Raw genomic sequence first — 14178 nt, forward strand, 5'->3', positions numbered from 1 at the left:
TGACCGCTCGTCTCACCCGTTGATTGATTATTTGCCTGCGGCCTTTGCCGCTTTGATGGCAGCATATTTTTTACGCAAGAGCGTTGCGCGTCCTTCTTTATTTTCCTGCCGCGCACGACCCAATGCCAGTGCCTCGACTGGAACATCCCTCGTAATCACACTGCCGGACGCAACATAAGCATTGTCGCCGATGTTGACAGGTGCCACCAGCGAACTGTTGGAGCCGACGAAAGCGCCCTCGCCCACGACGGTTCTATATTTGTTGTAGCCGTCATAATTGCAGGTGATGGTGCCAGCCCCGATATTGCTTCCAGCGCCAATGTCGGCGTCACCGATATAAGTCAGGTGGTTGATCTTGGCGCCTTTGCCGACTTGCGCATTTTTCACCTCGCAGAAATTGCCAACCTTGGATTTTTCGGCAAGATTTGCGCCGGGACGCAGGCGTGCAAATGGTCCGATCTCGGCATTGGCACCCACATGCGCGCCTTCTATATGCGAGAAAGCGTGAACGACAGCACCGGTATCCACACGCACAGCGGGGCCAAAAAACACATTCGGCTCAATGATAACATCGGCATCAATCTGGGTATCATGGCTGAAGAATACGGTTTCAGGGGCAATCAGCGTCACGCCTGCAAGCATCATCTCGCGGCGCTTGCGCGCCTGCCAGATCCTTTCGGCCTCGGCCAGTTCCGCACGGTTGTTGATACCGATGACATTGTCGACCGGCACTTCAAGAGCCAGCACATTAAGGCCCTTCGCGTGGCCGATGGCGACAATATCGGTCAGGTAGTACTCGCCCTTGGCATTGTCGTTCTTGACCGCATCAATAAGCGAAAGAGCATAATTGCCGCGCACGGCCATAAGCCCACCATTGCAGAAGCCGATTTTCTTTTGCTCATCCGTTGTTTCTTTTTCCTCGACGATCGCTACGAGTTTTCCGCCTTCTTCAATCAGACGGCCATAGCCATGCGGGTTTTCCGGGCGAAAACCGATCACCACGATATCCGCGCCTTCATCAAGACGCGCGCGTGCCGCCTGAAGCGATTGCGCTTCAATGAGCGGTGTGTCGCCAAAAACAATCAGGAGATCATCATAACCACGCGCGATGGCCTCGCGTGCCGCCAGCACGGCGTGGGCTGTGCCAAGGCGCTGCTTCTGCTCGAAAGCGGAAACAGGACCAGCAATCTTTTCAACGGCCGCCTGCACATTTTCCGCACCACGTCCAACCACCAGCGCCACATCGCTTTCGCCCGTACCCTGCACGGCCTTGACCACATGACAGACCAGCGGAAGGCCCGCCACCTTGTGCAGAACCTTCGGCAGGCTCGATTTCATGCGCGTGCCCTCGCCTGCGGCGAGTATGATGGAAAGGCAGCTACGATCGGTCATGTTATCATCCGCAAATATGTAATCTGAAATATGCTTTAGCATCAAAGCGTATATGGAAACTTACCCTCTATCAGCGCTGTCTTATCCAAGCCGCCCAAGGGCAGGAAAATTTTCGAGTAGCCAGAAGGAAAAGGATTGCATGCCGCCGGTCAGGAACAACAGACCTGCAATAATGAGAAGCACGCCCATGGCTTTTTCCACTTTGCCCAGATGCACGCGAAAACGCGCCAGAAAGCGCATGAAAGCACCTGAGAAAAGGGCAGCTATCATGAAAGGAACGCCAAGCCCAAGCGAATAGACGGCGAGGAGTGCCGCACCTTCGATGACCGTGCTGCTGCCACCGGCGAGCGTCAGGATAGGCCCCAGAACCGGCCCGATGCAGGGTGTCCAGCCGAAAGCGAAGGCAAGCCCCATCACATAAGCGCCAAGCGGGGATGCGGGCGCGTCACGTGCCTGGAACCGTGCTTCTCGCGACAGGAACGATAGACGCAGCACGCCTAAAAAATTCAGCCCCATCAGGATAATGACGACGCCTGCGACAATCGCAATCTCCTGTTGCCATGCGCGCAGAAATGCGCCGATGGATGATGCGCCTGCGCCAAGTGCCACGAAAACTGTGGTGAAACCGAGCACGAAGGAAAGCGCAGCGAGGGCAAGCGAGCGACGATGCAAAGGGGCTGCCATGACATGCGCTTGCTTTTCAGCGCGGAAATCCTCGACGCTGACCCCCGCCATGTAACACAGATAGGGCGGCACAAGCGGCAGGACGCAAGGCGAAAGAAAGGACAGCGCGCCTGCGCCAGCAGCGGTCAGATAGGAAACGCTTAGCACCAGAATCTCTTTCTTTGTTACTTTAAGCCTGCGGCACGCGCCGATTGCGTGCCTTATAGACCAAGTTTGCTTATGTTTGAATATTTTCAGTGTCGCATGCTGTAGCACCACAAGTTTGCCCTAAATCAGGATCAATTGCGTGTTCTGATATTTTTATCGCTCCAACTGGACGCCGCTCCGATGAGCCCTATTGACGATGAAGTAATTGCCGCACAGCCGGAAACATTTTCGAAAAAATATGCCCGGCTGAAACGCTATCAGCATATCCTGTTTCCTGCCGCGGGCATCACTATCGCGCTGCTGGCAATCATTGTGCTTGAGGATTTGCTCCGGAACACGTCGCGGGCGGAAACGCTCGCCGCTTTCCATGGTATTCCATGGGCAACTGTGGGTCTTGCAATCTTCTTCACCGGTCTCAGCTATGCGGCCGTTGCCCTCTACGATGTGGTAGCAGTAGAGACCATTGCCCCCAGCCAGATACCCCGGCACATCGCAGCGGTGGCCGGGGCTGCCGGATATGCCATCTCCAATGCGCTCGGCTTTTCGCTTTTAACCGGCGGAGCGCTTCGCTACCGTATCTATGCGGCTGAAGGTATCAGCCTTGCCGATATTGGAAAGATCGTCGGCACATCGTGGTTTGCAATCTGGTTTGCTCTTATCATCTTGGTGGGCATGGCGCTGCTTATCGATCCGCAGGACGTACCATGGATTGCAGCCATCGATGCACGCATCGATGTGGCGGCCGGCATCATCTTGCTTGGTGGTGTCGGCTGGCTGATTTACTGGCTTTCGAGAGGTGAGCGCAGTTTGCGCATCGGTGCAATGATCCTGCGTCTGCCCAATTCAAAAGGCGCACTGATCCAGATATGCGCGGGACTCGTCGACGTGGGAGCGGCGGCTGCAACGCTCTATGTGCTGATGCCGCAGACGGCGGCGCCGAGCTTTGCCGTCTTTGCGCTCGTTTATGTCATCGCCATCGTGCTCGGTATCGCCAGCCACGCACCGGGCGGGATTGGCGCTTTCGAGGCGACCATCATTGCAGGCCTTGGCATCGGCGACAAGCCTGAGGCAATCGCAGCCCTTATCGCCTATCGTGTGATCTATACCGTTTTGCCGCTCGTTGCGTCCACGCTCGGCATCGTTATCTGGGAGATCAAACGCCGAAGGAAAAACTTGGGCAAGAAGGCGCTTTTTGCCAAACGTCTGGTGGAACCGTTGATCCCCGGTCTTGCCGCCAGCATCATTTTTCTCGGCGGTATTGTGCTTTTGATTTCGGGTGCCACACCAGACATGCGCTACCGCGTCCATATCCTTTCAGGCGTGGTGCCTGAGTTTTTGATGGAAATGTCGCATCTGGCGGCGAGCCTCGTTGGCGTTGCGCTGCTCATTGTAGCACGAGGCCTATTCAAAAGGCTTGAACGCGCCTGGATTGCCGCAACGGTGCTCCTTTTGAGCGGCGCGATATTTTCAATGGCCAAAGGACTTGATTGGGAAGAAGCGACAATTCTATGTCTCTTCGCCGGTATTTTATGGGCGTTCCGTGCCTCGTTCTACCGCCGACCGGTTTCCGTCCCCTTCATTTTGAGCTGGAACTGGATCGCCACCGTAGGCACCACGGTGATCGTCTCAACATGGCTCGGCTTTTTCGTCTACCGCCATGTCGAATATTCCAATGACCTGTGGTGGGATTTTGCATGGAACGGCAATGCGCCGCGCTTTTTGCGCGCGACCGTACTGGTTTTTGCTGTTGTGGCCGCCGTCGGCCTGCACTCGATTATCAATAGAAACGGCCATCGAAGACGCAGGATTGACTATTCGATACCGGATGCCGTGCCGTACCTTGTGACGCAATGCCCGCATACAGACGCGGCGTTAGCATTGCTTGGCGACAAGCAGTTTTTGCTGGCACCCGATGAAAGTGCCTTCATCATGTATGCCCAGTCGGGTGGTAGCCTGATTTCATTTGGCGAACCGGTCGGCGCTCCCGCAAGCGGAATGGAGCTGGCCTGGTCTTTTCATGGTCTTGCCGATAGGCTGGCACTGCGGACGGTTTTTTATGGCGTCGGCCCACAAAGTCTACCGCTCTTTCTCGACATGGGGTTGATCGCGCTGAAGCTCGGCGAAGTGGCCCGCGTGGACCTCACGCGGTTTTCGCTCGACGGCCCACGCCGCCAGGCTTTCCGGTACGCAGACCGGAAGGTGGACAAGGATGGGCTGACATTTGAAATTATTCCCGCAGTCAACGTTCCGCCGCTCATGCCGCGCCTGCGTGAAATTTCCGATGCATGGCTCAAATTCAAGTCGGGCAGTGAAAAGCGGTTTTCGTTGGGGTATTTCGACGAAACCTATCTTAGGCGCTTCGATATGGCAGTTCTCAAACGCGATGGCGAAATCGTCGCTTTTGCCAATCTGTGGCGCGGCGCGAATAAGTACGAAATTACCGTCGATCTCATGCGCTACATGCCCAATGTGCACAAGCTGCTTATGGATGCGCTTTTCGCCAAGCTTTTGATGGCGAGCAAGGCGGAAGGCTATCAATGGTTTAATCTCGGTGCCGCCCCCCTGTCGGGGTTAAGCGGCAGCAGGCTCGCCTCGCGCTGGAATCGGCTTGGTGCCTTCATCTATAAAAGCGGCGCTGATCTTTATCATTTCGATGGGCTGAAAACTTTTAAGGAAAAGTTCGATCCGGTCTGGGCGCCGCATTACTTGATTTGCCCCGGCGGACTTGAGACACCGCGCGTCCTTCTAGATGTCACCACCCTCATTAACGGCAGTCCGCTGGAGTTCATCCGCACATGACGAAACGACACCTAGTCAACACGCTGGCAGGTACCGCCCTGATTTTAAGTATTGCCGCCTATGCTCTGATGCATCCAGGCGCAACGGCACGCCTATGGAGCAAATGGACCGGCTCCAGTGAGGCCGTAATCCATGTCAGCGCCGAGCGTCTCGCAAATATCCCCGTCTATATGCCAAACGGCAATCCGAACGGGCTTGCACTCATTATCAGCGACGAAACAGGTATAGGTGACAAGGAACGCGCGCTTCGCGACGCCCTGCTTTCACGTAAGCTGATCGTCTTGATGGTCGAACTCGGCCCATGGCGAGCGGCCCTCGACAAGGAAGACGGCGAATGCAATTATCTCGATTCCGATTTCGAGGCCATTGCCAAGGAAGCCCTGCGTGGACTTGATCTCAGCGTTTATTTTCATCCTGTCGTGATGGGGGTCGGACAAGGGGGCACTATCGCCTATGCGGCAGCCTCCGATTCTCCGGCTGCCACCATTGCAGGTGCAGTGGCGCTTGATCCGGTTGCCGCAAAGACCCGCCTTCCTTCCTGTACCGAACAGGCCGAAGCAATCAAAGCGCAGGGTGGCGGATTTACCTATGCCTTTGATGAGGAACTTCCCGCTCCGGCTCTGGTTATCGCGCCAACGGGCGCGCCACAAAATGATGCGCCCGAAGCACGAAAGAAAAACGTTGCCATGCTCCTAGGCGCTGACGCACTCCCGGTTCGTATGAAAATTGCCGCCGATGCGGCAGCAGAAATGGCAGCCGAAGATGCCAAGAACGAAGCACTGCCCATCATAGATTTGCCCGGCAAAGGCGGCAAGACCAATATGGTGGCAATCTTTTACTCCGGCGATGGCGGCTGGCGTGATATCGACAAATCCATCGGCGAATGGTTGCAGGCGAAGGGCGTGCATGTCATTGGCGTCGATTCGCTGCGCTATTTCTGGGCCGAGCACACGCCACAAGAAATCGCTCGCGATACGGCGGCGATGATCAGGAAAGCTGATCCGACCGGCAAACTGCCGGTGACGGTGCTTGGTTATTCATTCGGCGCAGATACATTCCCCTTCGCATGGCAATATCTTGATGTATCCATGCAGGATCGCATCCGCATGGTGGGGCTGCTCAGTGCTGAAACAACGACGACCTTCCAGATTTCCATTCAAGGCTGGCTCGGCATGGACGGCGATAAGGATGTGGTGTCAGCCATTGCGACCATACCACTTGATCGTGTCGTCTGCGTTTACGGCGAGGAAGAAGACGACACCGCCTGCACGGCCGATAGGCTCAAAGGTATGGAGGTCATGAAATTGCCCGGTGGGCATCATTTTGATGAAAATTACGAGCCTATTGCCGCAGCGCTCTATGAACGCATGCGGACCCGAGCCGGACTTCCCGGCGAACCACTCGCAAGTTTTTAAATCTTGGGAAGATTTTTGATTTACGTACCTCATTTTTGTGCTTATGGTTCGCCCGTGTGGTTTGATTCCAGTATTGCATCCCGTTCCTCCAGCCCGGAGAGCAGATGTAGGAATTGTTCAATCCACTGGGAGCAGGAATGAAACCGACCGTCCACGATATTGCGCGCACTGCGGGCGTCAGCCTTGCCACAGTGGACCGCGTCCTCAACGACCGGCCCGGTGTTCGAAGTCGCACGCGTGAGCGTGTCGTGGAGGCAATGCGCGTACTTGGATATGTCCGCGATATGGGGGCTGCCAATTTAGCGCGCGGGCGACATTATCGATTCGATTTCATCTTGCCCGACAATGACAATACCTTCATGTTGAACCTGCGTAGCGAACTTGCAGCCGCCATTGAACGTGCGCCGAGTGAGCGGATGCAGATCAACCTCGTTCTGGTACCAGCCTTCGATGAAACGGCTCTTGCCGTGGCCCTTGAAGCCTGTGCTGCGCGCAAGCCCGATGGCGTCGCCTTCGTGGCAATCGACACGGATATGGTGCGCCAAAGCTGCGACCTGTTGAGGGAAAGCGGTATTCCCGTCGTTACATTGGTATCCGACCTCGACCATGGTGCGCGCGAACATTATGTCGGTGTCGACAACACTGCCGCGGGGCGCACCGCTGGGCGACTTCTTGGATTTTTTTCTAATAAAACCAATGGGGTGATTGCTGTTCTTGCTGGATCGCTTAAGGTTCGTGATCATCGTGAGCGCTATGAAGGCTTTGTCGAAGCGATGCGCGGCGATTTCCCGGATCGTACAATTCTGGCACCGTTCGAAGGGCTTGATGAGGATATGCGCGTCGAAAGACTGGTGCGAGAACTTCTTCACTGCCGCAGCGACATTGCCGGTCTTTACAGTCTCGGCGCTGGCAATGGTGGACTTCTGCGCGCACTGGCGTCGCATCCGGCGAGAAAGCCGCTGGTGATTGCGCACGAGCACGACGAGGCAACTGCAAAAGGATTGGCTCAGGACCTGATCCACGGCGTTCTGGCGCAGGATCCCGGCCATGAAATTCGCAGCGCCATCCGTATCCTCAAGGCCTCCGTTGACCGACAGCCCATTGTGCCGGGGCAGGAACATATCCGTATCGAAATTTTTCTCAAAGACAACCTACCGCAATTCGCCTGAACGGCAGCAGAAAATTCACAGGAGCAAGCATGTATCTCGGTCTCGATCTCGGCACATCCGGCGTGAAGGCCCTTTTGATCGATGACGATCAGCGTTCAATAGGTTCGGCCCATGGCGAGCTTGATGTCTCTCGCCCGCATCATGGCTGGAGCGAACAGGACCCGGCAGACTGGATCAACGCCTGCGAAGTAGCCATTGACGGCCTGCGGCGCGCGCATCCGAAGGAGTTTTCGGCTATCAAAGGCATCGGGCTATCCGGGCAGATGCATGGCGCAACGCTGATCGACGCGCAAGACAAGGTTTTGCGCCCCTGCATGTTGTGGAACGATACCCGCGCCTACAAGGAGGCAGCCGAACTTGATGCCGACCCGGCTTTTCGCGCCATTACCGGAAATATCGTCTTTCCGGGTTTTACCGCGCCGAAGCTCGTATGGGTCTCTCGCAATGAACCTGAAATCTTTGCTTGCATCCATAAGGTATTGTTGCCAAAGGATTATCTCAGGCTCTGGCTGACGGGCGATTACGCCTCGGATATGTCTGATGCGGCAGGGACGAGCTGGCTCGATACCGGCCAGCGCCACTGGTCACCCGAACTGCTCGCCAAAACCGGCCTCACCATAGAGCAGATGCCGCGTCTGGCCGAGGGCACGGACGCGACGGGAAACTTAAAAGCTGAACTGGCCTCGCGCTGGGGCATTGATGGTTCACCGGTCGTGGCGGGCGGTGCCGGTGATAATGCGGCTTCTGCCTGTGGCATGGGAACGGTAAAAGCAGGTCATGCTTTCGTTTCGCTTGGCACATCGGGTGTACTTTTTGCCGCCAACAGCGCTTACCAGCCAAAGCCTGAAAGCGCCGTGCATGCCTTCTGCCACGCGCTGCCCGACACATGGCATCAGATGGGCGTCATCCTGTCAGCAGCAAGCGCGCTCGACTGGTTTTCACGCATCACCGGCACCAGTCCGCAGGCGCTCGATCAGTCATTGGGCACCACTTTGAGAGCACCAACCGGCGTAACGTTCCTGCCCTATCTTTCCGGCGAGCGCACACCTTATAACGATGCGAAAATTCGCGGTTCCTTCACGGGACTGGACCACGAGAGTGACCGCAATGCCATGACGCAATCGGTCCTTGAAGGCGTAGCTTTCGCCATTCGTGACAGTCTCGCCGCGCTGCAATCGGCTGGAACCGAAATCACCGCACTAACGGCGATCGGCGGCGGCTCGCGCTCCACCTATTGGCTGGAAGCAATTGCCACCGCACTCAATACGACTGTGGCACTGCCCGCTGAGGGTGACTTCGGCGCAGCCTATGGTGCGGCACGGCTAGGCCTTGTCGCGGCCACCGGGGCTGATCCGTTTTCAATCTGCACCCCGCCACCAGTGGCGCGCAACATCGAGCCGAACGCGGCTCAACTTTCCGCCTATGACGAGGCCTATCAGCGCTATCGCGCGCTCTACCCGGCGCTAAGCCAAATCTAATCATCAATCGGGAGGATAAATATGACGACGGGATTTTTCGGCGATATCGAAAAGGTTGGCTATGAGGGTGAAGACAGCGACAATCCGCTGGCTTTCCGCCATTATAACCCGGACGAAATCTTGCTCGGCAAACGCATGGAAGAACATCTGCGTTTTGCTGTTGCCTATTGGCACAGCTTTGCCTGGGAGGGCGGCGACCCGTTCGGTGGACGCACCTTTGACCGCCCCTGGTACAAGGACGGTATGGCAGCGGCAAAACTGAAAGCCGATGTCGCTTTCGAGTTTTTCTCGCTGCTTGGAGCGCCCTTCTATTGCTTTCACGACGCCGATGTTCGTCCCGAAGGCGACAGCTTCGCTGAAAACACAAAGAACCTTAATGAAATAGTTGATATTTTTGAAAAAAAGCAGAGTGAGACTGGGATAAAACTGCTCTGGGGAACGGCCAATCTGTTCTCCCATCGCCGCTATATGTCGGGTGCCGCTACAAATCCCGACCCGGATGTTTTTGCTTTTGCGGCGGCGACCGTAAAGACTTGCCTTGACGCCACAAAACGGCTTGGCGGCGATAATTACGTGCTCTGGGGCGGTCGCGAGGGCTATGAGACCTTGCTCAATACCGACCTTTCACGTGAGCTAGACCAGATGGGGCGCTTCCTCAACCTGGTGGTCGAATACAAGCACAAGATCGGTTTTAAGGGTACGATCCTCATCGAGCCAAAGCCACAGGAACCGACCAAGCATCAATATGATTACGATGTGGCGACGGTTTATGGTTTCCTCAAGCGATATGGACTTGAGAACGAGGTGAAGCTCAATATCGAACAGGGCCATGCCATCCTTGCCGGTCATTCTTTTGAGCATGAACTGGCACTGGCGCGCACGCTGGGCGTTCTCGGTTCCATCGACATGAACCGCAACGATTACCAGTCCGGTTGGGACACCGACCAGTTCCCCAACAACGTACCCGAAATGGCGCTCGCCTATTATCAGGTGTTGCTCGACGGCGGATTCAAGAATGGTGGCACCAATTTTGATGCCAAGTTGCGCCGCCAGTCGCTCGACCCGCAGGACATCCTGATCGGCCATATTGGCGGCATGGATTGTTGCGCACGCGGCCTTAAAGCCGCAGCACGCATGGTCGAAGACGGAGCCCTTTCAAAACCGCTCGACGAGCGTTATTCAGGCTGGGGCGGCAATTTTGGCAAAAAACTTCTGAGCGATCTTTCACTCGATGCCATTGCTGCTGAAGTCGAGACAAACAATATCAATCCGCACCCGAAATCGGGCCGCCAGGAATATCTGGAAAACGTGGTCAACCGCTACGTTTGATGTGACACATTACGGGCCGCCTAATCCTCGTGGCGGCCCGGTGCTGTGCGATTGCGCGCATAATGGTGTTTAAGCGAAAATGACGGCAGCCACGATGCGCGGCGGATTGTCCAGAGCTCATAGGTCGGGATCAGGTCAGCGGCATCATCCAATGAGCCAAGGTTCACTTCGGTTTCATCGCCGGTGCGCGAAAACACCGGCGAACCACATTTCGGACAGAAGAAACGCCCGGCATAGTCGCGCGTTTCGCCTTCAATCGTCACGGCATTCTCTGGGAAAATGGCCGAAGCGTGAAAAAGTGCGCCATGATGTTTGCGGCAATCAAGGCAATGGCAAAGACCGACCCGATAGGGACGGCCAGTTGCAACAATCCGCACATTGCCGCAGAGGCAGCCGCCCGTGAACCGGTCCATGCCGGGATTCCTTTCCTACAACTTCACCCAGCCGCCATTCTTCGCCGATGAGCGCACACAGGCATCGATGAAGGCGACCCCTTGCAACCCGTCATCAACTGTCGGGTAGATCACTGCATTATCAGGCTTGCTGCCTTGCGCATGCGCGTCAATCGCATTGGCCGCCTCGCTATAGATCGTGGCAAAGGCCTCGAGATAGCCTTCCGGGTGGCCTGATGGCACACGCGTCACCCGTGCTGCTTCTACTCCCGCACCCGCACCACCACGAGTGATCAGCCGCTTTTCTTCGCCAAACGGTGTAAACCACAGCCGGTTCGGATCTTCTTGTGCCCATTCGATTCCGCCCTTCGTGCCATAGACCCTGAGCCGCAACCCGTTTTCATTACCGGGTGCTACCTGGCTGCACCAGAGCATGCCCTTGGCGCCCCCTTCAAAACGCAGCATCACATGCGCATTGTCGTCGAGGCGACGACCTTCTACGAAACAATCGAGATCAGCGGCAAGGCTTTCAAGTGTCAGGCCGGTCACAAAAGAAGCAAGATTAAAGGCGTGCGTTCCAATATCCCCCGTCGCCCCGCCAAGCCCCGACTGCGCCGGGTCGGTGCGCCAGACGGCACCCTTGGCCCCGGTCGCCTCAACAGCTTCGGTCAGCCAGTCCTGTGCATATTCGACCTGCACGACCCGCAGATCGCCCAATTCGCCATTGGCGATCATGGCGCGCGCCTGGCGCACCATCGGATAGCCGGTATAATTATGGGTAAGAACGAAAAGTGCGTTGCTTTCATCGGCAAGCTTTTTCAGTTTCTTCGCGTCGGCCAGCGTCGAGGTCAGCGGCTTATCGCAGATCACATGAATGCCGCGCTTCAAAAACTCTTTCGCGGCATCGTAATGCACATGATTGGGTGTGACGATGGAAACGGCCTGAATGCCGTTTTTCAGCCGCGCTTCACGGATCGCCATGTCCTTGTAACTTGAATAGATGCGGTCCTCCCCAAGGCCCAGTTCACGCCCAGAGTCTCTCGCTTTTTCCGGCGACGAGGATAACGCTCCCGCCACCAGATCAAAGCGGTTATCGAGCCGTGCGGCCATGCGATGCACGCCGCCGATGAAGGCGCCTGAACCACCACCGACCATACCAAGCCGGATGCGCGGGCTTGCTGTTTCTTTCGTTTTGGCTTCAATCGTCATGGCTGTCTCACTTCGTCTCAAGTCCGAGCATACGGCGATTGGCCGCTTCATCAGTGCCGCCCGCGGCAAAGTCGTCAAAGGCTTTTTCAGTCACGCGGATGATATGTGCCTTCACGAATTCCGCACCTTCGCGCGCGCCGTCCTCGGGGTGTTTCAAGGCGCATTCCCATTCGACCACGGCCCAGCCATCGAAATCATTTGCCGCCATTTTGGAGAAAACTGCACCGAAATCAACTTGTCCGTCGCCCAGCGAACGAAAGCGCCCGGCCCGCTCGACCCAGCCCTGATAGCCACCATAGACGCCCTGCCGCCCGGTCGGGTTAAACTCCGCATCCTTGACGTGGAACATCTTGATACGGTCTTTATAAATATCGATATTATCAATATAATCAAGACATTGCAGCACATAATGAGAGGGGTCGTAGAGCATGTTGGCGCGGCTATGGTTGTTCACGCGTTCCAGAAACATCTCGAAGCTTATGCCGTCATGCAGATCTTCGCCCGGATGAATTTCATAACAGATATCGACGCCGTGTTCGTCGGCATGATCAAGGATCGGTGTCCAGCGCCGCGCCAGCTCCTCGAAAGCCGTCTCGACGAGACCGGCCGGGCGCTGCGGCCAAGGATATATGAACGGCCATGCAAGCGCGCCTGAAAAGGTTGCATGCGCCGTGATGCCAAGATGGCGTGAGGCACGGATGGCCATTTTGACCTGCTCGACCGCCCATTCCTGCCGGGCTTTCGGGTTGCCGCGCACTTCAGGTACAGCAAAACCGTCAAAAGCCTCGTCATAGGCCGGATGAACGGCAACGAGCTGGCCTTGCAGGTGGGTGGAAAGCTCGGTCACCTCGACGCCGTTTTCTTTAGCCACGCCTGCGAACTCATCACAATAATCTTTTGATTCAGAAGCCTTTTTCAAATCGATCAACTGGCTTGCCCATGTCGGCACCTGAACCCCGGCATAACCCTTTTCCGCCGCCCATTTGGTGATGCTGTCCCAGCTATTGAAGGGTGCCGCATCGCCTGCAAACTGGCCAAGAAATATTCCCGGCCCCTTGATCGTCTTCATTGAAAACTCCTCCACATCATGAAACGGATGCGCCCGCCAGAACAGCGGGCGCATATTGGCATTAGAACGGCGAATCCGGGAAATAGAACTGCTCGGCATTGTCTTTTGTGACGAGCGTTGCATCGAGAATATATTCGCCGCTGACCGGAATCTGGTCATAGAAATGACCGGCAGTGATCTGCATGGCGGTCGCCACCATTGCCGGCGGATAAAGCACATCAACCGGCACCAGCTTGTCGCCGTCCATGACTTTCTTGATCATGTCCTTGGAGCCTGCACCACCAATGATATACTGAATGTCCTCACGATTGGCCTGCTTGATGGCTTCGAGCACGCCAACGGCCATGTCGTCATCCTGACACCAGACCACATCGATCTTCTGATGCTTGGTCAAGAAATCCTGCATCACGCGGAAAGCATCGTCGCGGCTCCAGTTGCCATATTGACGGTCGAGAATTTTGACGTTGGAACCTTCAATACCCTTGTCGAAACCATCCTGACGCTGCTGATCAATGGGGATCGGCAAACCGCGAATGACCACGACTTGCGCATCCGGCGTGGTTTCCTTGATATATTCGCCGGCAACCTGACCAAGGGCCGTGTTGTTGCCAGCGACATAGAGATCGCGGATTGCATTGTCGTTGGTGCTGGGGGCACGGTCGACAAGAGCGACGAAAGTACCCTTGTCCTTGACCTCCTTGATGGCATTGACGAGCGGATCTGGATCGGTCGGCAGGACAACGAGACCGTCAAGCCCCTGCACCGCCAGATCCTGCAAGGCGTTGGCCTGGCTCGCAGCATCCGGCGACGTCTTGACGATGACATTAAGACCCGGATGCTCTTCCATCAGGAGTTTTGCCACGCGCTCCGCATGGTAGACGACACCAGAGGTCCAGCCATGATCAGCCGCCGGAATGGACACGCCAATGGTGACCTTCTTATCCTGCGCACTGGCAGCCCCTGTGAAAGCCATGCCCCCTGCGGCCAGAGCGGCGAAAGCAACGCCCAATAATTTCCTTCGCATATCTTCCTCCCAAAAACGGGGCCTTTTCGCCCATGATAATGCCGGAACCGCCCCTACAATCCCGCCAATTC

General features: G+C 56.2%; 11 protein-coding genes. 5 read left to right on the top strand and 6 right to left on the bottom strand.

What is annotated here, in order from left to right:
• Window positions 1–27: 27 nt before the first annotated feature.
• Both glmU and AAIB41_RS15115 read right to left on the bottom strand, forming a co-directional pair.
• Complete coding sequence (gene glmU, locus AAIB41_RS15110; protein WP_343314861.1) at window positions 28–1392, bottom strand: bifunctional UDP-N-acetylglucosamine diphosphorylase/glucosamine-1-phosphate N-acetyltransferase GlmU; 1365 nt, start codon at window positions 1390–1392, stop codon at window positions 28–30.
• 81 nt (window positions 1393–1473) lie between these two features.
• Window positions 1474–2223 (bottom strand): cytochrome c biogenesis CcdA family protein, encoded by a 750-nt coding sequence (locus AAIB41_RS15115; RefSeq protein WP_343314862.1) that lies wholly within the window; start codon window positions 2221–2223, stop codon window positions 1474–1476.
• 180 nt (window positions 2224–2403) lie between these two features.
• On the opposite strand from AAIB41_RS15115, the gene mprF reads away from it, so the two are divergent.
• The 5 genes from mprF (at window position 2404) to xylA (ending at window position 10413) form a co-directional block, all read left to right on the top strand.
• Window positions 2404–5022 (top strand): bifunctional lysylphosphatidylglycerol flippase/synthetase MprF, encoded by a 2619-nt coding sequence (mprF, locus tag AAIB41_RS15120; RefSeq protein WP_343314863.1) that lies wholly within the window; start codon window positions 2404–2406, stop codon window positions 5020–5022.
• Window positions 5019–6437: an AcvB/VirJ family lysyl-phosphatidylglycerol hydrolase gene (locus AAIB41_RS15125; RefSeq protein ID WP_343314864.1), complete on the top strand. Its 1419-nt coding sequence runs from the start codon at window positions 5019–5021 to the stop codon at window positions 6435–6437. The genes mprF and AAIB41_RS15125 overlap by 4 nt, the downstream gene beginning before the upstream one ends.
• Before the next feature lie 137 nt (window positions 6438–6574).
• A complete protein-coding gene (locus AAIB41_RS15130; protein ID WP_343314865.1) occupies window positions 6575–7606 on the top strand; it encodes a LacI family DNA-binding transcriptional regulator in 1032 nt (343 codons plus the stop codon).
• Between the two features lie 29 nt (window positions 7607–7635).
• On the top strand, window positions 7636–9084 hold the full coding sequence (xylB, locus tag AAIB41_RS15135) for a xylulokinase (protein ID WP_343314866.1): 1449 nt from the start codon (window positions 7636–7638) through the stop codon (window positions 9082–9084).
• Between the two features lie 21 nt (window positions 9085–9105).
• Window positions 9106–10413: a xylose isomerase gene (gene xylA, locus AAIB41_RS15140; RefSeq protein WP_343314867.1), complete on the top strand. Its 1308-nt coding sequence runs from the start codon at window positions 9106–9108 to the stop codon at window positions 10411–10413.
• A gap of 20 nt (window positions 10414–10433) precedes the next feature.
• Here the strand turns inward: xylA and AAIB41_RS15145 are convergent, their stop codons facing one another.
• The 4 genes from AAIB41_RS15145 to AAIB41_RS15160 all read right to left on the bottom strand — a co-directional run bounded on the left by AAIB41_RS15145 (window position 10434) and on the right by AAIB41_RS15160 (window position 14107).
• A complete protein-coding gene (locus AAIB41_RS15145) occupies window positions 10434–10826 on the bottom strand; it encodes a GFA family protein (RefSeq protein WP_343314868.1) in 393 nt (130 codons plus the stop codon).
• Between the two features lie 15 nt (window positions 10827–10841).
• Entirely contained in the window at window positions 10842–12014 is a 1173-nt protein-coding gene (locus AAIB41_RS15150) for a Gfo/Idh/MocA family oxidoreductase (protein ID WP_343314869.1), read from the bottom strand.
• Between the two features lie 7 nt (window positions 12015–12021).
• Window positions 12022–13083 (bottom strand): sugar phosphate isomerase/epimerase, encoded by a 1062-nt coding sequence (locus tag AAIB41_RS15155; RefSeq protein ID WP_343314870.1) that lies wholly within the window; start codon window positions 13081–13083, stop codon window positions 12022–12024.
• 61 nt (window positions 13084–13144) lie between these two features.
• A complete protein-coding gene (locus AAIB41_RS15160; RefSeq protein WP_343314871.1) occupies window positions 13145–14107 on the bottom strand; it encodes a substrate-binding domain-containing protein in 963 nt (320 codons plus the stop codon).
• Window positions 14108–14178: the final 71 nt, after the last annotated feature.

This window comes from Brucella sp. BE17, from assembly GCF_039545455.1.
In the GTDB taxonomy this organism is placed as follows: Bacteria; Pseudomonadota; Alphaproteobacteria; order Rhizobiales; family Rhizobiaceae; genus Brucella.

Excerpts from the sequence above, each read along its gene's own strand:
- AAIB41_RS15145 (WP_343314868.1), bottom strand. The coding sequence starts at position 10,826 with ATGGACCGGTTCACGGGCGGCTGCCTCTGCGGCAATGTGCGGATTGTT.
- xylA (WP_343314867.1), top strand. The coding sequence starts at position 9,106 with ATGACGACGGGATTTTTCGGCGATATCGAAAAGGTTGGCTATGAGGGT.
- AAIB41_RS15155 (WP_343314870.1), bottom strand. The coding sequence starts at position 13,083 with ATGAAGACGATCAAGGGGCCGGGAATATTTCTTGGCCAGTTTGCAGGC.
- AAIB41_RS15130 (WP_343314865.1), top strand. The coding sequence starts at position 6,575 with ATGAAACCGACCGTCCACGATATTGCGCGCACTGCGGGCGTCAGCCTT.
- AAIB41_RS15125 (WP_343314864.1), top strand. The coding sequence starts at position 5,019 with ATGACGAAACGACACCTAGTCAACACGCTGGCAGGTACCGCCCTGATT.
- xylB (WP_343314866.1), top strand. The coding sequence starts at position 7,636 with ATGTATCTCGGTCTCGATCTCGGCACATCCGGCGTGAAGGCCCTTTTG.
- AAIB41_RS15150 (WP_343314869.1), bottom strand. The coding sequence starts at position 12,014 with ATGACGATTGAAGCCAAAACGAAAGAAACAGCAAGCCCGCGCATCCGG.
- mprF (WP_343314863.1), top strand. The coding sequence starts at position 2,404 with ATGAGCCCTATTGACGATGAAGTAATTGCCGCACAGCCGGAAACATTT.
- AAIB41_RS15160 (WP_343314871.1), bottom strand. The coding sequence starts at position 14,107 with ATGCGAAGGAAATTATTGGGCGTTGCTTTCGCCGCTCTGGCCGCAGGG.
- glmU (WP_343314861.1), bottom strand. The coding sequence starts at position 1,392 with ATGACCGATCGTAGCTGCCTTTCCATCATACTCGCCGCAGGCGAGGGC.